This window comes from Caulobacter hibisci (assembly GCF_016135805.1).
Taxonomy (GTDB): domain Bacteria; phylum Pseudomonadota; class Alphaproteobacteria; order Caulobacterales; family Caulobacteraceae; genus Caulobacter; species Caulobacter hibisci.
In genome coordinates, this window is the sequence record NZ_JADWOX010000036.1 from 1 (window position 1) to 16,284 (window position 16,284).

A 16,284-nucleotide genomic window follows, 5' to 3' on the forward strand; every position below is an offset into this window, starting at 1 on the left:
GCCTGCCGATTACGAACATGTCTCTGACGGTTAGTTCACCTCAGACGCTCAATTATTCCGCTGAGCTCTGGCTAGACAATGGAAATGAGGACTGGACGCTCCGCTACCACCGGGACCACCCCGCTTTTGACGACGCCGGTGACGACGCAAAGGTCGAAATTGTGAGACGTCTGATGGCCGGTCGCGGCGACATGTCGTGCAAAGCGTCCGTTTCATCGACCACGTTTTACGAACTTGGCGACACGCTTAACCGAGCCGCTGGTGCGGAGGCCGACGAGCAACTCTTCGATGTGCTGGCCAAAAGACCATAGGTTGGGGGCTGGCCGAGCGTCCAGTTCTCGGCAGCGCGCCAACGGCAGTGAACCATGCCGGCGTCGTAACGCTGGGATCGTCCTGGTGCGTCTGGCGATGATCGACGCGCCGGCGGCGGCCGAACTGCTGGCCGAAGCCTGGCGGGCGGCCCAGCCGAGCCGTGCCGGCGGTTTGACCCAGGACGAGTTTGCGGGCCCGGCCGCGCGCGCCGGCTAGGACCTGCCCCGCCGTTCGCCTGTCTTTGTACGCCAGGGTACGACGAGCCGATTTGGCTGTTGAGATCGGCAGGATCCGGGTCTTCTTACTCATCCCCGTAAACAACGGGGACCGGTCGTGGACCTTTCCGAACGCGATGTTGGACGTGAGCGCAGTCGCCAGATGCTGCGCACGGCGCTGGGGCCTTTGCTGCTGGCGCGACTGGAGGATCCGGGCGTGGCCGAGGTCATGCTCAACCCCGACGGCCGGGTGTGGATCGACCGGTTCGACGTCGGTCTGGTCGATGCGGAGCTCTCGGTGGGAGCCGCTGACGCTGAGCGGACCCTGCGGCTGGTCGCCCACCATGTCGAGGCCGAGATCCATGCCGGACGGCCGCGGTTGTCGGCCGAGCTGCCGGGAACCGGCGAGCGCATCGAGGGTCTTCTCCCGCCGCTGGTGGCCGCCCCGACCTTCTCGATCCGCAAGCCCGCCAGCCTGGTCTTTTCCCTGGATGACTACGTCCGCACCGGGGTGATGAGCGCTGATCAGGGCAGGGTGCTGCGTGATGCGGTGGCCATCCGCGCCAACATCCTGGTCGTGGGCGCCACCTCCAGCGGCAAGACCACCCTGGTCAACGCCCTGCTGGCCGAGGTGGCCAAGAGCGGGGATCGCGTGATCATCGCCGAGGACCTGCGCGAGCTCCAGTGTGCGGCGGAAAATCAGGTCGCGCTTCGGACCCGCGACGGTGTGGCCAGCCTTTCGGACCTGGTGCGCTCGTCCCTGCGCTTGAGGCCCGACCGCATCATCATCGGCGAGGTCCGCGGGGCCGAGGCCCTGGACCTGATCAAGGCCTGGGGGACGGGCCATCCGGGCGGGGTGGGCACTCTCCACGCCGGCACGGCCCTAGGCGCCTTGCTGCGCCTGGAACAGCTGATCCAGGAAGCGGTGGTCATCGTGCCGCGCGGCCTGATCGCCGAAACCATCGACCTGATCGCGGTCCTGCAGGGACGGGGCCGACAGCGCCGCCTGGCGGACCTCGTGCGCCTCGACGGCCTTGGGGCCGACGGCGCCTACCAGCTCAGCCCCGCCTGAGACCCCGCCCCTAAACCCCGGAGATTTACTCGATGCCCACGCGAGAACCCTCGCGCCTGCGCGCACGCCTGCTGTCGGGCTCCATGCTCGACCGGCTAGGCCACATCGGGGCCGCCGCGCCCCTGACCATCGCCAGCCTCCTGGCCGCCTCCTCGGCCAAGGCCGCCGGCTCCTCCATGCCCTGGGAAGAGCCCCTGCAACGGATCCTGGAGTCGATCGAAGGCCCCGTCGCCAAGATCATCGCCGTCATCATCATCATCGTCACGGGCCTGACCCTGGCGTTCGGCGAGACGTCGGGGGGCTCGCGCAAGCTGATCCAGATCGTGTTCGGTCTGTCGATCGCCTTCGCGGCCAGCTCGTTCTTCCTGTCGTTCTTCAGCTTCGGCGGCGGGGCGCTGGTCTGATGGCCGGCGATCGCGCGATGGGGCTGCCCGCGCCCGTCCACCGGGCTCTGACCGAGCCGATGTTGCTGGCCGGCGCTCCGCGCGCGATCGCCTTGGTCAACGGCACCTTGGCCGCCGCCCTGGGGGTGGGATTGCGGCTGTGGGTGGTGGGCCTTTTGGTCTGGCTGGTCGGCCACGGCCTGGCGGTCTGGGCCGCCCGCCGCGATCCGCAGATCTTCGACGTCGGCCGCCGCCACGTGCGGCTGCCCGCCCACCTGGAGGTCTGAGCCATGCTCGACCTTCGGGAATATCGCCGCCGCCCCGCGCGCCTGGCCGACTTCCTGCCCTGGGCGGCCTTGGTCGCGCCGGGCGTGGTGCTCAACAAGGATGGCAGCTTCCAGCGCACGGCCGAGTATCGCGGACCGGACCTGGACTCGGCCACGGACGCGGAGGTCGCCGCCGTCGCCGCCCGGCTGAACGGGGCGCTGCGTCGACTGGGCTCGGGCTGGGCTTTGTTCGTCGAGGCGCGCCGCGACCGCGCCGACGCCTATCCGGAAAGCCGTTTCCCCGACCCGGTCTCGACCCTGGTCGAGGCCGAGCGCAAGGCCGCCTTCGTCGAGACCGGCGAGCACTTCGAAAGCCGCTACTACCTGACCCTAACCTATCTGCCGCCGGCCGAGCGTCGCGGCCGGATCGAAGGCCTGTTCGTCGAGGGCCGGGCAGGGGACGGTCTCGACTGGCGCGCCGCGCTCGCCGGCTTCATCGACCGCTCCGATCGCCTGCTGGCCCTGCTCGACGGCCTGATGCCGAAGGTCGCCTGGCTGGATGATGGCCAGACCCTCAGCGTGCTGCATGGCGCCGTCTCGACGGTGCGCCAGCGGGTGGCCGTCCCCGAAACCCCGATGCAGCTGGACGCCCTGCTGGCCACCGAGCCGCTGGCCGGGGGCCTTGAGCCGCGGTTGGGTCGCGCGCACCTGCGGGTGCTGACCCTGACCGGGTTCCCCGCCGCCACGACGCCGGGTCTGCTCGATGAGCTCAATCGCCTCGGCATCGCCTATCGCTGGAGCACCCGGGCCCTGTGCCTGGACAAGACCGACGCCGTCGGCCTGCTGGGCAAGATCCGTCGCCAGTGGTTTGCGAAGAGAAAGTCCGTCCTCGTCCTGCTGCGTGAGGCCTTGACGCAAGAAGCCTCGCCGCTCGTCGACAACGACGCGTCCAACAAGGCGCTTGAGGCGGACCTGGCGCTGCAGGAACTCGGTGGCGACGCTGTCGCATACGCCTATGTCACCACGAGCCTGGTGGTCTGGGATGACGATCCGGCCATCGCCGAGGCCAAGCTGGCCCTGGTCGAGAAGGTCATCCAGGGCCGCGACTTCACTGTCATCCGTGAGAGCGTCAACGCCGTCGAGGCCTGGCTCGGGACGATCCCCGGCCATGTCTACGCCAACGTTCGCCAGCCACCGCTCTCGACCCTGAACCTGGCCCACATCGCGCCGATGTCGGCGGTCTGGGCCGGGCCCGAGCGCAACGCCCACCTGGACGGCCCGCCGCTCTTGCTGGCGCGCACCGCCGGCTCGACGCCCTTCCGGCTGAGCCTGCATGTTGGCGACGTTGGCCACACCCTGGTGGTCGGCCCCACCGGCGCGGGCAAGAGCGTGCTCCTGGCGCTGCTGGCCCTGCAGTTTCGCCGCTATCCCGGGGCTCAAGTCTTCGCCTTCGACTTCGGCGCGTCCAGCCGGGCCGCCGCGCTCGGGATGGGCGGCGACTTCCATGACCTGTCGGGCGAGGGCGGCGCGGTGGCGCTCCAGCCGCTCGCGCGGATCGATGAGCCCGAGGAGCGAGCCTGGGCGGCCGGATGGCTGGCCGCGGTGCTGGCCCGCGAAGGCGTCGAGATCACGCCGGCCGTCCGCGAGCATCTCTGGACCGCGCTGGGCAGTCTTGCGAGCGCGCCGATCGGCGAACGTACGCTGACCGGGCTTGTGGCGCTCTTGGCCAGTCAGCCTCTGAAAGCGGCGCTGGCGCCCTTCGTCCTGGGCGGGCCTTTTGGTCGGCTGCTGGACGGCGCCGGCGAAGCCCTAGGCGAGGCCGAGGTCCAGGCGTTCGAGACCGAGGGCCTGGCCCGAAGCGCGGCCGCGCCGGCGGTCCTGACCTACCTTTTCCATCGGATCGGCCGTCGGCTCGATGGTCGTCCGACCCTGATCGTCATCGACGAGGGGTGGCTGGCCCTGGATGATCCGGCCTTCGGCGCCCAACTGCGCGAGTGGCTGAAGACCCTGAGGAAGAAGAACGCCTCGGTGATCTTCGCCACCCAGTCGCTGGCCGACGTGGTCGACAGCCCCATCGCCGCCTCCATCGTCGAAAGCTGCCCGACCCGGATCTTTCTGCCTAATCCCCGGGCCCTGGAGCCGCAGGGCGCGGCCGCCTACGGCCGGTTCGGACTCAATGACCGGCAGATCGAGATCCTCGCCCGGGCGACGCCGACGCGGGACTACTACCTGCAATCGCGTCTCGGCGATCGCCTCTTCGATCTGGGCCTGGGGCCCGTGGCGCTGGCGTTCTGCGCGGCGTCTTCCAAAGCCGACCAGACGGCCATCACCGCCGTGCTCGACGCCGTCGGGCGCGCGGGCTTCGCGGCGGCCTGGCTGCGGCTGCGCGGCCTGCCTTGGGCGGCCGATCTTCTGACCTCGGGGGCGGCGGGCGCTTCCCCTTCTTCACCGGAGTGCCTGCCATGATCCCGTCCCGACGCCGCATGGCGGCGGCGCTGCTCTGCGCCCCGATCGCCATTGCCTTGGCCACACCACCCGCCCAGGCCCGGATCGTCGTCTTCGATCCCACCAACTACGTCCAGAACGTGCTGCAGGCCGCGCGCGCCCTGCAGACCATCAACAACCAGATCGCCTCGCTGCAGAACGAGGCCCAACTGCTGATCGGCCAGGCCAAGACCCTGGCCAGCCTGCCGTACTCGACCTTGGCGACCCTGCAGGCCCAGGTCGATCGGACGCGGCAGCTGTTGGGCCAGGCTCAAGCCCTGGCCTACGACGTCGCCTCCATCCAGCAGGCCTTCACCACCAACTATGGGGCGGTGTCGCTGTCGGCCTCGGATGCGACCCTGACCGCCCGCGCCGATGCGCGCTGGACGACGGCGATGGCGGGATTTCAGGACGCCCTGAAGCTCCAGGCCGGCGTCGTCGAGGGACTGGGCGCGAGCCGAGACCAGCTCACCGCCCTCGTCGACGCCAGCCAGGGCGCGGTGGGCGGGCTGCAGGCGGCCCAGGCCGGCAACCAGCTCCTGGCCCTCCAATCGCAGATGCTCGCCGACCTGATCGCGCTCGCTGCCGCGCAAGGCCGGGCCCAGGCGCTGGAAGCCGCCGACCAGGCCGCCGCCCGCGCCGACGCCAAGGCCCGCTTTTCCAAGTTCATGGGGACGGGCTCGCAATGAGGTGGGCGATCGGTCTTGCCGCGGCGAGCTGGATCCTGATCGGCGTCCTCGTGGTCGCTGTTCGCGGTCGGCATGAGCCGTTGGCGCCGTCGGCGGCCGTGGCTGTCGCCGAACGTGACGATCAGCTCGGTCGCTGTCGGGATCTGGGCGAGGCGGCAAAGGAGGATGTCGCCTGTCGCCAGGCCTGGGCCGCCGCGCGGGCCCGCTTCTTCGGGGAGCGCCAGCCATGAACGACACCGGCGTCATCGACCGCTTCTTCGACGTCTATGGCAGCTACATCGACAGCGGCTTTGGCCTGCTGGGCGGTGAGGTGGCGTTCCTGTCCACGACCCTGGTGGCCATCGACGTCACCCTGGCCGCGCTCTTCTGGGCCTGGTCCCAGGGCGAGGACATCCTGGCGCGGCTCATCAAGAAGACCCTGTATGTCGGGTTCTTCGCCTTCCTGATCGGCAACTTTCACACCCTGACCGGGATCGTGCTGGCGAGTTTCTCGGGGCTGGGCCTGAAGGCCGGCGGGGTCGGGACCTCGGCCGAGGACTTCCTGCGGCCGGGCAAGCTGGCGGCCCTGGGCATCGAGGCGTGCAAGCCGATCCTGCAGGCGGCCAGCGACCTGGGCGGTTTCCCGGGCTTCTTCGAAAACATCGTCCAGATCCTGATCCTGTTGGTCGTGGCGATCCTGGTGATCGTCTCGTTCTTCATCATCGCCGTGCAGATCTTCGTGGTTTTGATCGAGTTCAAGCTCGTCAGCCTCTGCGGCTTCGTGCTCGTGCCCTTCGGCCTTTTCGGGCGCACTGCCTTCCTAGCCGAAAAGGTCCTGGGCAACGTCATGGCCTCGGGCGTGAAGGTCATGGTGCTGGCGGTGATCGTCGGCATCGGCTCGACCCTGTTCTCCCAGTTCACCAGCGCCGCCTCCGGCCAGCCGACCCTCGAAGAGGTTCTGGCCATGGCCCTGGCCGCGCTCACCTTGCTGGGCCTTTCGATCTTCGGGCCGGGCGTGGCCTCAGGGCTGGTCTCGGGCGCGCCGCAGCTGGGCGCCGGCGCGGCGGTCGGCACCGGCCTGGTCGTCGGCGGCATGGCCATGGCGGCGGCCGGCGCGGCCCAGATGGCGGCCGGGGCGATGTCGGGCATGTCGTTCGGCGGCGTTGGCGGCGGGGGCGCGGCCGGGGCGGCCGCGGCCGGCGGCGGTCGCCTCCCGCCGCCTGGCGGTGGGTCTCTGCCGCCGCCCGAGGGCGGGCCTTCTGGGCCGCCGCGCCTGCCGCCGCCTGGCGACAATGGCGGTGGCGGCGGTGCGGGCTTTGCGATGCCGCCGCCCAAAGCCAGCAACGACGAGGGCGGCGGCGGGGAGGGCGGTTCGGGCGCGCCCATGGCCCCGATGTGGGCCCAGGCCCTTGCCGACCGTCATGCCCTGACCCGCGGCGTGGAAGTCGCCGCCCACGCCGCCGGCGGCGGCGACCACTCCGGCGGCGACGCCGCCCCCAGCCTGAAGGAGGACTAGGATGAACCCGTTCAAGGGCGCGGCGCGCTATGGCGCGACCCCGGCGCCGGAAACCCCATACCAGCGGGCCGGCCAGGCCTGGGACGAGCGGATCGGCTCGGCCCGCGTCCAGGCCGCCAACTGGCGCCTTGCGGCCCTGGGTCTGCTGATGGCCAACACGGCGCTGTGCGGCAGCCTGGCGTGGCTGGCGACCCGCGGCTCGGTGACCCCGTGGGTGGTCGAGGTCGACAAACTCGGCGAACCGCGGGTCGCGGCGCCGGCCGTGCAAGGCGCCAGGCCGACCGATCCGATGATCGCCTGGACCCTGGCGCGCTTCATCACCGATGTGCGCGCTGTGTCCACCGATCCGGTGGTCATGCGCCAGGCCTGGCTGCGCGCCTACGACTTCACCGATGCGGCCGGGGCCGCGGCGCTGTCCGACTATGCCCGCCGCGCCGATCCCTTCGCACAGGTCGGGCGAGCCCAGGTGGTCGTCAGCGTCTCCAGCGTCGTGCGCGCCACGCCCGGCAGCTTCCGGGTGGCCTGGACCGAGCAGCGCTACGCCGATGGCCAGCTGGCCGCCACCGAGCGCTGGAGCGCCATCCTGACCGTCAACCTCGTCCCGCCGCGCACGCCTGAGGGCCTGCGGGCCAATCCGCTGGGGGTCTTCGTCTCCGGCATCGCCTGGTCCAAGGAGTTCGGCGCATGACCCGCTCGGTCCTGATGGTCTGCCTGGCCCTGGCGACCCCGGGCGCAGCTTTCGCCGCACCGTCGGCCCAACTGGAGGTCCCTGGCGGCGCCAAGCGCTTCGACTACCGCGACGAGGCGGTCTATCCGGTCATCGCCACGCCGGGCCGCATCACCGACATCATCCTCGAACCGGGCGAAAACCTCGTCGGCTCGGGACCGGTGGCGGCCGGCGACACCGCCCGCTGGGTGATCGGCGACACCATCAGCGGCCAGGGCGGACAGCGCCGTGTCCATGTGATGATCAAGCCCACGGCCTCGGGCCTGGCCACGAACTTGGTCATCAATACCGACCGGCGCACCTATCACCTGGAGCTGCGCGCCTCGCCCCGCACCTGGCTGTCGCAAGTGGCCTGGCGCTACGCCGACCCGGCCCCGGCGGCCCCGGCGCTCGCGCCGATCGGGGCGCCCAGCCCAGGGCCGATCGTCCCGCCCGTGCAGCCGGAGCGGCCGTTGAACTTCGCCTACAAGATCAGCGGCCCGCACCCCAATTGGCGTCCCGTCGCCGTGTCGGATGACAGCCAAAGGGTGTTCGTCGACTTCGGCCCCGCCGTGGCAATGGACGATCTGCCGCCGCTCTACCGGATCGGGCCGGACGGCAAGACCGCCGAACTGATCAACTATCGCGTCGAGGGGCGGCGGATCGTCGTCGAGCGGCTTTTCGATCGCGCCGAGCTTCGCCTGGGCGCCAAGCGAGCCAGCCGCGTCGTTCGCATCATCCGCACAACCCCGATCCAGGAGGCCGGCCGATGAGCCAGGACGCCGATCAATCCGAGAAGACCATCGCCAAGACCTTGCGCCTGCATGGCGCCCAGGGGCCCGTCGCTCGGGTTTCGCGCCGCGCGCTGGTCATCGTCGGCGCGGTCTTGATGGCCGGCGTCGCCGGGGCCGTGGCCTGGTCTTTGACCGAAAGGCGCAAGGCGCCGCACGAGGAGGCGAAGGTGACGATGGCCCAGCCGCCCGAGGCCGTGACGGCCCTGCCGCGCGGCTATGTCGGTCCGGCCGGTACGCCGGTGCTGGGGCCGCCGCTGCCGGGCGACCTTGGCCGGCCCATGCTCAGCGCCGCGCGGGCTCGCGAGGGGGGCGCGTCGTCCCCCGTCGGAGCCGATCCGGCGCCCGTCGCCTCGCCTCAGCCGATGGCGCCGCCCGATCCCCGGATCGAGGCTGGTCGTCAGGCTTACCGGGCGGCGATCCAAAGCGGATTGTTCGTGGCCGCCGCGGTTCGGCCCGTGGTTGAAACGGCGTCGTCGCCAGGTGCGGCGCCGGGCCTGGTCTTGGCGCAGACCAACGGGGTCGATGGCGATCCGCGCCTGACCAGCGTCGAGCGCCTGCAGCCACCGGCCTCGCCCTATGTTCTTCAGGCCGGCGCGGTGATCCCGGCGGCCTTGATCACGGGGCTGCGCTCGGACTCGCCGGGCCTGGCCATCGCCCAGGTGACCCAGGACGTCTTCGATAGCCTCGGCGGCGGCTATCTGCTGATCCCCAAGGGCGCGCGGTTGATCGGCGAGTACGACGCGGCGGTCAAGAACGGGCAAAGCCGGCTAGCCGTGGTCTGGACCCGCCTGACCCTGCCCTCGGGGCGGTCCATCGTGCTGGACAAGCTGCCGGGCGCCGACGCCCAGGGGATGGCGGGGCTGCAGGACGGCGTCGATCGCCACGGTGGGCGCGTGCTGGCCGCGGCGGGGCTTTCGACCCTGCTGGCGATCGGCGCCGATGCCGGGTCGTCGAGCGAGGAATCCGATCTGGCGCGGGCGCTGCGTCGCGCCGGCGCCGATACGGCCAGTTCGGTCGGCCAGCAGATGGTCGGCAAGAGCCTTGACCTGGCCCCGACCCTGACGATCCGGCCGGGCGCACCGCTGCGGGTGCTCCTGACCCGCGACCTCGTCCTCGAACCCTATGTCGATGAAAGGAAGACACCATGAGCGGCAAGCTGAAGCTCGGGGCGCTCGAGGACGACACCCCGGTGAAGGTGACGCTGGACCTGCCGGCCAGCGTCCATCGCGACCTGGTGGCCTATGCCCAGATGCTCGCCACCCAGACGGGTGGGAAGCCGGGCGAACCGGCCAAGCTCGCGACCCGGATGCTGGAGCGGTTCATGGCCACCGACCGGGTGTTCGTGCGCGGGCGCAAGGGACGCACGCCTTAGGCTGCCTCCGCGTCGGGTTCGGCCAGGGCCTCCATCAACGCCAGGACCTGCCGTTGCTGGAGCGGCCGCAGGCCGGCCATCAGCAGGGCCAGTCCCACGCCGTCTGGCGTAGAGACCAGGGTCCGGACGGCGCGTGCTGTTGAGAGTTCGGCCGGTGTCGGCGGGTTATCGCCATCGGTCGCCGGCAGGCCCTCGAAGAACCACCCCGGCGCGACCTTCAGCACGCAGGACAAGGCGTACAGCATCGAAGCGCTTACGCGATTGGTCCCCCGCTCGTACTTCTGGACCTGCTGGAAGGTCAAGCCGATGGCCTGCGCCAGACGCGCCTGACCAAGTCCCAGGACCTTTCGCCGTTGTCTTAGGCGGGCGCCGACATGGAGGTCGACGGGGTGGGGAACGGACTTGAGGGTCAAGGCGGTGTCTCCGGCGTGAAGCTTGTTCCGGTGGAGACACCTGGGGCGTGGATTTCGGGTAGCCCGTGGCGAAATTTCTCCGTGAACTCGCGAGGCCGAGCGTTATCGGTGCGGCTCGCGTCGGAATGGTAATCCGGCTAAGCTCGACCATGGTCTACAAATCGGCCGATGAAATCCTCAAGCCCGACAAGCGGTTTGAGAATCTATGTGTGCCAGCAGGCAACCACTTCCGGTTCATGACACTCGCAGATCACCACGCAATGATCGACGAGATTGTCTTGGCCGGCGGGGCGCCGGCGCCCGTTCGAGAGGCTTATGACCGGGCCCGTAACGCCATGCTTTACGCCTTTTTCGACTACGATCTGCTTGTTGTCGGCGAGGGGCAGGCGCTGTCTGCTTTCGAACTGGCGTTGAAATATCGGCTCGATGGCGGCGAACAAGGCGGCAGGGGCACATTGCGCAACCTCGTGGACCGGGCCCGAAAGGCTGGGATAATCCCCAGGCCCGTCAAGGGAGGAAGCCCTTTCGACGATCCTGTCGAGCGCATGATCTACCTGCGCAATGACTTGGCCCATGGCAACAGCCAGATCCATTCACCCAGCATGGCGTTGACAATCCTTGCGATGTGCGCCGAGGGGATAGACGGGGTGTTTGCTGGCGGCGACTTCAACGCAGCCGAAGCGGCTTCGGAACTGCCGACGAAAGAAGCTGAGGTTTAATGGCCCGATCCATACCGCAATGGTTCTTGCTTTATCACGCTTTGGACCAACAGATCATGGAAAGAGTGGCAAAAGCCGCCCATGACGCCGTACTTGACCGGCAAGTGCAACTGGCGCCGTTTCGAGCGCTCTACTTCTTTCAAGACTCTCTCAATTTGGCGAGGGAAGCCAATCGAACTGGGTTGCACGCCAACGCCTTGGCGCTGACGCGTCAGTGTGTCGAGGCGATTGGGGTTGTCGAATTGGGAATTTGCGAACGCCCCGGCGCGGAGGCGCAACTGATGCGCTGGGCGCAGGACGATCTTAAGCCCGGAAACCTGCGCAAGTGGCTCGACCAGTTTGCCTGGGCCGCCTATGGCGAAGGCCTGTGGACGGAGACTTGGTCGCAGTTCATGGGGCAGTTCACTAAGGCGCTCCAACCCTATGCCCACTATGGCCGGGATCTCGCCCAATGGCAGATGAGCCTTGTGCACGTTATGACGCCCGTGGAACCGGGCCAGCCGATTGAGGCGGCGCTCGCGTTCCGCCCGGGCGTCTGCGACGAACAGTTGGCGACCCGCATTACGCTGTTCCATGGCCTGCTATTCTATGTCTTGGGTCGGATTTGGATCGCAGCCCACCCTTCCGACATCGAATTCGCGACGCAGATCAAGGATTTTGGACGGGCGTTGGGCCAGTCGGCTTATCTTGACGGTCACCAGAGCGACTGGGGCCAGCAGTTTTGGGCGATGATGTGGGCTAGCGACGGTCAGATCGTGCTCGAATAGGAGCGGCTGTTGGCCGTCAACACCCCGGGGGGAAAGGGGCCATGAGCGATGGAGAGGATGAGACGCTCTGGGTCTGCGCGGGCTGCGTGGGCGAGGAGTATCTCAGCGGGGAGATCGCCGCGAACGGCCAGGGGCGGACCTGTGGCTTCTGCGATGCGGCGAGCGCTTGCATCTCAGTGGGACAACTTGCCGACTATATCGAGGCGGCGTTCGAAACGCACTACTATCGGACCAGCGATCAGCCTGACTTCTACCAGTCGATGCTGCTGAACGATCGCGAAAGCAACTACGACTTCGAGCGGCCGGGCGACGAGGTGCTCTATGCGATCGGAGAGGCGGCCGCGATCGACGAGGTGATCGCGCAGGCGGTTTTGGACGTGTTGAGCGATCGCCATGGCGACTTCGAGTCCGCGGCGATGGGCGAGGAAACCGAGTTCGATCCCGACAGCTACTACGCGCCGCGTGGGCCCAACGACATCGAGTTGCAACTCGCATGGAAGAGTCTCGAGCGCTCGCTGAAGGGCGAAGCGCGGTTCTTCAACAAGGAGGCTGAGGACTTGCTTGGCCGGCTGTTCCGGGGTGTCGGCAGCTACAGCACGGTCAACGGGCGCGCCGTCGTGAAGACAGCGGGTGTGGACGCCGATCTACCCAGCTTCTTTCGCGCCCGAGTATTTCATACCGGAGCGGCTTTGGCCCGCGCCTTGGAGCGTCCCGATCGCGAACTGGGCCCGCCGCCTAGCGCCATCGCTATTGGTGGGCGAATGAACGCGGCGGGGGTGGCGCTATTCTATGGCGCGACCGATGCGGAGGCCGCGCTGGCTGAGGTGCGCCCGACCGTTGGCAGCCGCGTCCTTGTCGCGCGTTTCGATGTCATTCGACCTCTACGCCTGCTCGACGTCGATGCTCTGCGCTCTGTCTACGTCAACGGAAGTATCTTCGATCCGAGCTATATGGGCCGGCTGGAGCTCGCCAAATTTCTCGAAAGCCTAAGCGAAAGGATGACATTACCAGTGATGCCGGGCGATGAGCCGGCAGAGTATTTGATAACCCAGGTCATTGCCGACTATCTGGCCGGCGATGCCGAGCTAGGCCTCGATGGGCTGCTCTACCCATCGGTCCAGCGGGCTGGCAAACACCAAAACGTGGTGCTGTTTCGCGCCGCGTCCCGGGTCGCCGAACTTGATCTTCCTGCTGGAACGAAGGTCAGCGCCCAACTTGAAGACTTTGACGAGGAGGGGGCTTCGCCCAGCTACTGGGTCTCGGAATCCGTGCCGCCGCCCGTACCGGTTGCGCCAGAGGCCGATGACGATCTTGTCGCTCAGTTCCGGCCCGGTCCGTATCTGGATCCCTTCTCGGAGCCGGAAGACGGCAGGCAGACGTCCCTGGCCTTGGCGGTCGACACCCTCCAGGTTCACCACGTCGAGGCGTTGGTCATCGATACGACGTCGTTCGACGTCACACGGCTTCGCCATACCAGCGGGCCACGGAAGTTCTGACCGTGGGGCGCTTAGAGAGCAGCTGCCTTCCAATCCGTTATCTGGTCAGCAAAGCTCCTTTAGTCTTGTGCATCGAGGGGAACCTCAGTGCTTGGCTCGGTCACCAGATCGTCGATGTTGTGAAACACGCGGACTCCTTGTTGGCAGTCGAGGATCGCTGACGCCGATCCTAGCCACAGGACGTCGCCTCCATGACAGCGCTCATCGATGGCGCTCTCGGCCGCGACGCGCAGCCCCGTGGTGTAGACTTGCGGTGGTGGCGAGCGATGATTGAGTAAGCGCCATCCAGACTTGGAGATCCCTGCCGAGCCCCAGATCAAATAAAAGAATGAAGTTGCAAGCGCCACCAGCATGGTGATGCAGAAGTTGATCCGCCGATCCTGTTCGATCTCGGCCATTCGTTCGGCGAACGTTTGGCGACGAGGGCTTTCCGTCTGCCAGCGCCGACACAGCTGTTCCAGCATCCAGCGGAAAAGCCCCATGCCGATATAGGCGAGGGCAAAGGCGCAAGCGACCTGCCAAAAGATCGCAAAACCACCCATGACTACATCGGTTGGACCGGCGATTACGTAGAAGTTGAGCCGCCAGGCCGCCCAGAACAGAAAGCCGTTGATCAACGCGCTGAGACCGAAGATGGCGGCCGTCGCCAGGCTACAAAACTTCAAAAACTCGACGAGTGGGGAAGGGCGAATAGGCACTAGGAAATGGGTTCTCTTGAGTTGAGGGGGCGGTTCCCCTTCTCGAGCTGCAGCCGAATGGCAATTTGAGCCACGTCCAAAACCCGCGGGGTTGGAGGCATTGGCGCGACAGGATTGAAGTCTTAGGAGCCGGTCTTCCAGCGGGCGTAGCGCGCCGCCGGCTCATGGAAGGCGGACAGGCTGGGCTTGGTCTTCAGCGACCAGATCTTGCGCGCAAGCGTCTCAAGGTCGGCCGCGCCCCTGGGGCTCCAGCCATGGCGGATCGCCCAGGATTTGATGGTCGACGAGGGATCGGCGTGGCCCTTGGCCCGCAGGATGCGCAGATACTCGTTGGCCCGCTCCTTGTCGCGGGGGTGGCTCAGGCCGGTTGAGAGGTTGATGATCGAGGTCAGCCCCTCCAGGGCGCGCACGACGACCGGGTCGTCGATCAGGGGCGCGGGCGCGGCGGCCTTGGCGCCATGGACCATGGCGGTCCACCGGGCCGCCCAGCCATCGGCTTCGCCGGGAACCCATGGCACGGCGACCACGCCGCCCACGTCGTGCAGCCCGTCGACGAAGTCGAGCATCTTCTCCTCGGCATAGTAGGCGATGATGACCGCGCCTCGGGCCGAGTAGCGCAGGGTCTTCATCGTCTCGTAGCGCAGGCTCGCGCCCCAGGGGAGGCTGGCCGTCTGGCCCTTGTTCAGGGCCTTGGCCGCGCCTGGGCCGATCATCCGCGACAGCCCCGTCGAGCCGTCCAGTTGGCTCTTGGTGTGGGTGAGCAGGATGACGTCGTTGGTCTTGGCCTTCTCGGCGATCGCCTTGGCGTAGGACAGGGCGTAGCTGAACGTCTCGTCAGCCTGGCTGTCGAGAGGGATCATTACGCGGGTGATCTGGGTCATGTCGGCGCCTGGCTGTGTGCGGGACCTAGGGCGGGGAGGGCAGGTCCAAGCTTCACGGTTAGGTAGAGCATTGGCGTGGATTCGTCTTGTCCTTCGCGATCGTCAGGGCCCCCCCCAGGAACGACGGCTCAAGCGATTAGATGAGCTGGGCGATCGAACCAGCCTGACAAGTTTGGGGAGGGCCTCGCAGCTAAGATTGAAGGATCGCCATCGGCGATCGAGCTGCGCCCCTCGGACTTGCCGGTAGCGCGGGTGCTGCAAGTCGGGGCGACGATCCAACGGACTCTTGCACGGCGCGCCGTCGGCGATGATTGTTTGTCGCGGAAACGCCGATCGAAATTGGGTGCGTCTATGTCTGACGAACTTGCGAAACTGGGCAGCAAGATGGGGGCCTTGGAGCGCGCCGCGCGCGGGCTCACGGCCGCAGACGACCTCCTTGCTGCTGCGTCGCGTCCGTCCGCGTTGAGGCAGATCGAGGAAGCCACGTCCAAGGCGCTCGCCTTTGACAAGGTCGCGCGTGGCCAATCGGCCGTCGCCGATATGCTCGCCACTTCCGAACGTTACAGGCAGCTGATCGAGGGGCCTTCGGCGCGGGTCCGCGCCGTCGAGGAGGCTCTCCGGATGCCGTCGACCCTTACCGATGCGCTCGCCGCGGCCGAGCGGCAAATTGACCTGATCCGTAAGATCTCGCCTCAGATCCAAGCCTTTGAGCGTTTCCAGTCCCTGTCGCCAAACGTGGCTCGGCTCGTGGAGATGACTCAGAGACCGGTCTATCTTGACGCTCTGGCGCGGATGACCGATCCAGCCTCCCAAGTCCGCCAAAGCCACGCCGCCATGCTCCTTGCCCAGAGGCCTGCGGGTCTTGACCGGCTAGCCGAGATCGCGGCCGGTCGGGTGTCGGCATTCGACGGTGGTTTCCTTGAACGCGACCCCTGGTCGTCGGTTCTCGCGCGGCGTATGGGCGCGATCGACGCCGAATGGGTTCTCGCCGATGAACCTGAGGCCTCGGCGGAAGCCTTCGCTCGTATGGGCCGCCTGGCGGATGCGACCCGGTACGGCGAGCCGTTCACCGATGAGACGACCGAGATCATCGTCGAGGAGTTGGGCGTCCCCAGCCAAGCGCCCGAGGAGATCGAAACTGTCGAGGCGCGTGAAGAGCGGTTCGATGAAGCTGGGCGTGCCCGCGAACTCATCGCGTTTCCACCGGCCGCCTATCGCGAAGTCCTCGTCTCTTCGGGTTTTGGATTGGTGTTTCCCGCTCCGCCCGTCGTCGCCACCGTGGAGCCGACCTTCGAGCCCTTCAAGTTCAGTCCCGAGACCGGCCATCTTTTGCAGAGCCTCGAGGCGCATCTTCGCGAGCACGTCTCTCTGCGACTGGAGGCGCTCGATGGCACGGCATGGGTGCGCCGGCGGGTCCAGCCCGCCCGGGACAAGTGGAAGGCGCGCCAGGACGACGCGCGAAGCGCCGGAAAGCCGGTCTTCGGGCCGATCTACTACGCCGACTTCATGGACTTGCTCGATA

20 protein-coding genes are annotated in these 16,284 nt (G+C 67.7%); 17 read left to right on the forward strand and 3 right to left on the reverse strand.

What is annotated here, in order from left to right; all coding sequences use genetic code 11:
- The 13 genes from I4Q42_RS25510 to I4Q42_RS25565 form a co-directional block, all read left to right on the forward strand.
- Positions 1-311: hypothetical protein (locus I4Q42_RS25510; RefSeq protein ID WP_232793450.1), on the forward strand; the 311-nt coding region annotated here is incomplete at its 5' end.
- 85 nt (positions 312-396) lie between these two features.
- Positions 397-528 carry a hypothetical protein gene (locus I4Q42_RS26455; protein ID WP_269816555.1) on the forward strand — a complete coding sequence of 44 codons (132 nt, stop codon included), beginning with the start codon at positions 397-399 and terminating at the stop codon, positions 526-528.
- Between the two features lie 162 nt (positions 529-690).
- On the forward strand, positions 691-1,599 hold the full coding sequence (gene trbB / locus I4Q42_RS25515) for a P-type conjugative transfer ATPase TrbB (RefSeq protein ID WP_198578938.1): 909 nt from the start codon (positions 691-693) through the stop codon (positions 1,597-1,599).
- A gap of 83 nt (positions 1,600-1,682) precedes the next feature.
- Positions 1,683-2,003 carry a TrbC/VirB2 family protein gene (locus I4Q42_RS25520; protein ID WP_198578939.1) on the forward strand — a complete coding sequence of 107 codons (321 nt, stop codon included), beginning with the start codon at positions 1,683-1,685 and terminating at the stop codon, positions 2,001-2,003.
- Positions 2,003-2,269 carry a VirB3 family type IV secretion system protein gene (locus I4Q42_RS25525; RefSeq protein ID WP_198578922.1) on the forward strand — a complete coding sequence of 89 codons (267 nt, stop codon included), beginning with the start codon at positions 2,003-2,005 and terminating at the stop codon, positions 2,267-2,269. The genes I4Q42_RS25520 and I4Q42_RS25525 overlap by 1 nt, the downstream gene beginning before the upstream one ends.
- A gap of 3 nt (positions 2,270-2,272) precedes the next feature.
- Entirely contained in the window at positions 2,273-4,714 is a 2,442-nt protein-coding gene (gene trbE, locus I4Q42_RS25530) for a conjugal transfer protein TrbE (RefSeq protein ID WP_198578923.1), read from the forward strand.
- Positions 4,711-5,421 (forward strand): P-type conjugative transfer protein TrbJ, encoded by a 711-nt coding sequence (trbJ, locus tag I4Q42_RS25535; RefSeq protein WP_198578924.1) that lies wholly within the window; start codon positions 4,711-4,713, stop codon positions 5,419-5,421. The genes trbE and trbJ overlap by 4 nt, the downstream gene beginning before the upstream one ends.
- Positions 5,418-5,651 (forward strand): putative entry exclusion protein TrbK-alt, encoded by a 234-nt coding sequence (gene trbK-alt / locus I4Q42_RS25540; RefSeq protein WP_198578925.1) that lies wholly within the window; start codon positions 5,418-5,420, stop codon positions 5,649-5,651. The genes trbJ and trbK-alt overlap by 4 nt, the downstream gene beginning before the upstream one ends.
- Positions 5,648-6,916, forward strand: coding sequence for a P-type conjugative transfer protein TrbL (trbL, locus tag I4Q42_RS25545; protein ID WP_198578926.1), 1,269 nt, complete (start codon positions 5,648-5,650; stop codon positions 6,914-6,916). Before trbK-alt ends, trbL begins: the two co-directional genes overlap by 4 nt.
- Position 6,917: 1 nt before the next feature.
- Positions 6,918-7,604, forward strand: a complete 687-nt coding sequence (gene trbF, locus I4Q42_RS25550) for a conjugal transfer protein TrbF (protein ID WP_198578927.1) — start codon at positions 6,918-6,920, stop codon at positions 7,602-7,604.
- Positions 7,601-8,395, forward strand: coding sequence for a P-type conjugative transfer protein TrbG (trbG, locus tag I4Q42_RS25555; RefSeq protein WP_198578928.1), 795 nt, complete (start codon positions 7,601-7,603; stop codon positions 8,393-8,395). The genes trbF and trbG overlap by 4 nt, the downstream gene beginning before the upstream one ends.
- The gene (locus tag I4Q42_RS25560; protein WP_198578929.1) at positions 8,392-9,564 is read left to right on the forward strand and encodes a TrbI/VirB10 family protein; all 1,173 of its coding nucleotides are present in this window, start codon (positions 8,392-8,394) and stop codon (positions 9,562-9,564) included. Before trbG ends, I4Q42_RS25560 begins: the two co-directional genes overlap by 4 nt.
- Positions 9,561-9,788 (forward strand): DUF2274 domain-containing protein, encoded by a 228-nt coding sequence (locus I4Q42_RS25565; RefSeq protein WP_198578930.1) that lies wholly within the window; start codon positions 9,561-9,563, stop codon positions 9,786-9,788. Before I4Q42_RS25560 ends, I4Q42_RS25565 begins: the two co-directional genes overlap by 4 nt.
- Here I4Q42_RS25565 and I4Q42_RS25570 read toward each other — a convergent pair.
- On the reverse strand, positions 9,785-10,201 hold the full coding sequence (locus I4Q42_RS25570; protein WP_198578931.1) for a helix-turn-helix domain-containing protein: 417 nt from the start codon (positions 10,199-10,201) through the stop codon (positions 9,785-9,787). The two genes, I4Q42_RS25565 and I4Q42_RS25570, sit on opposite strands and share 4 nt — an antisense overlap.
- Before the next feature lie 149 nt (positions 10,202-10,350).
- Here I4Q42_RS25570 and I4Q42_RS25575 point away from each other — a divergent pair, with 149 nt between their 5' ends.
- Genes I4Q42_RS25575 through I4Q42_RS25585 form a run of 3 tightly spaced genes read left to right on the forward strand, consistent with a single transcriptional unit; the run spans position 10,351 to position 13,183 of the window.
- The gene (locus I4Q42_RS25575) at positions 10,351-10,920 is read left to right on the forward strand and encodes a PI-PLC domain-containing protein (RefSeq protein WP_198578932.1); all 570 of its coding nucleotides are present in this window, start codon (positions 10,351-10,353) and stop codon (positions 10,918-10,920) included.
- The gene (locus tag I4Q42_RS25580) at positions 10,920-11,687 is read left to right on the forward strand and encodes a hypothetical protein (protein ID WP_198578933.1); all 768 of its coding nucleotides are present in this window, start codon (positions 10,920-10,922) and stop codon (positions 11,685-11,687) included. The genes I4Q42_RS25575 and I4Q42_RS25580 overlap by 1 nt, the downstream gene beginning before the upstream one ends.
- Before the next feature lie 41 nt (positions 11,688-11,728).
- Positions 11,729-13,183, forward strand: coding sequence for an RES family NAD+ phosphorylase (locus I4Q42_RS25585; protein ID WP_198578934.1), 1,455 nt, complete (start codon positions 11,729-11,731; stop codon positions 13,181-13,183).
- Between the two features lie 59 nt (positions 13,184-13,242).
- On the opposite strand, the gene I4Q42_RS25590 is transcribed toward I4Q42_RS25585, so the two are convergent.
- Together I4Q42_RS25590 and I4Q42_RS25595 are read right to left on the reverse strand one after the other, a co-directional pair.
- Positions 13,243-13,881, reverse strand: a complete 639-nt coding sequence (locus I4Q42_RS25590) for a hypothetical protein (protein ID WP_198578935.1) — start codon at positions 13,879-13,881, stop codon at positions 13,243-13,245.
- 122 nt (positions 13,882-14,003) lie between these two features.
- Positions 14,004-14,762, reverse strand: a complete 759-nt coding sequence (locus tag I4Q42_RS25595) for a hypothetical protein (RefSeq protein WP_198578936.1) — start codon at positions 14,760-14,762, stop codon at positions 14,004-14,006.
- A 351-nt stretch (positions 14,763-15,113) separates the two neighbouring features.
- Between I4Q42_RS25595 and I4Q42_RS25600 the strand changes: the two genes are divergently transcribed.
- Positions 15,114-16,284 (forward strand): hypothetical protein (locus tag I4Q42_RS25600; protein WP_198578937.1); only part of this gene is annotated, 1,171 nt, incomplete at its 3' end.

Coding starts and splice junctions, on each gene's coding strand:
- I4Q42_RS25525 (WP_198578922.1), top strand. CDS start 2,003: ATGGCCGGCGATCGCGCGATGGGGCTGCCCGCGCCCGTCCACCGGGCT.
- I4Q42_RS25565 (WP_198578930.1), top strand. CDS start 9,561: ATGAGCGGCAAGCTGAAGCTCGGGGCGCTCGAGGACGACACCCCGGTG.
- trbE (WP_198578923.1), top strand. CDS start 2,273: ATGCTCGACCTTCGGGAATATCGCCGCCGCCCCGCGCGCCTGGCCGAC.
- I4Q42_RS25520 (WP_198578939.1), top strand. CDS start 1,683: ATGCTCGACCGGCTAGGCCACATCGGGGCCGCCGCGCCCCTGACCATC.
- trbB (WP_198578938.1), top strand. CDS start 691: ATGCTGCGCACGGCGCTGGGGCCTTTGCTGCTGGCGCGACTGGAGGAT.
- I4Q42_RS25585 (WP_198578934.1), top strand. CDS start 11,729: ATGAGCGATGGAGAGGATGAGACGCTCTGGGTCTGCGCGGGCTGCGTG.
- I4Q42_RS25560 (WP_198578929.1), top strand. CDS start 8,392: ATGAGCCAGGACGCCGATCAATCCGAGAAGACCATCGCCAAGACCTTG.
- trbL (WP_198578926.1), top strand. CDS start 5,648: ATGAACGACACCGGCGTCATCGACCGCTTCTTCGACGTCTATGGCAGC.
- I4Q42_RS25595 (WP_198578936.1), bottom strand. CDS start 14,762: ATGACCCAGATCACCCGCGTAATGATCCCTCTCGACAGCCAGGCTGAC.
- I4Q42_RS25575 (WP_198578932.1), top strand. CDS start 10,351: ATGGTCTACAAATCGGCCGATGAAATCCTCAAGCCCGACAAGCGGTTT.
- trbG (WP_198578928.1), top strand. CDS start 7,601: ATGACCCGCTCGGTCCTGATGGTCTGCCTGGCCCTGGCGACCCCGGGC.
- I4Q42_RS25580 (WP_198578933.1), top strand. CDS start 10,920: ATGGCCCGATCCATACCGCAATGGTTCTTGCTTTATCACGCTTTGGAC.
- trbJ (WP_198578924.1), top strand. CDS start 4,711: ATGATCCCGTCCCGACGCCGCATGGCGGCGGCGCTGCTCTGCGCCCCG.
- trbF (WP_198578927.1), top strand. CDS start 6,918: ATGAACCCGTTCAAGGGCGCGGCGCGCTATGGCGCGACCCCGGCGCCG.
- trbK-alt (WP_198578925.1), top strand. CDS start 5,418: ATGAGGTGGGCGATCGGTCTTGCCGCGGCGAGCTGGATCCTGATCGGC.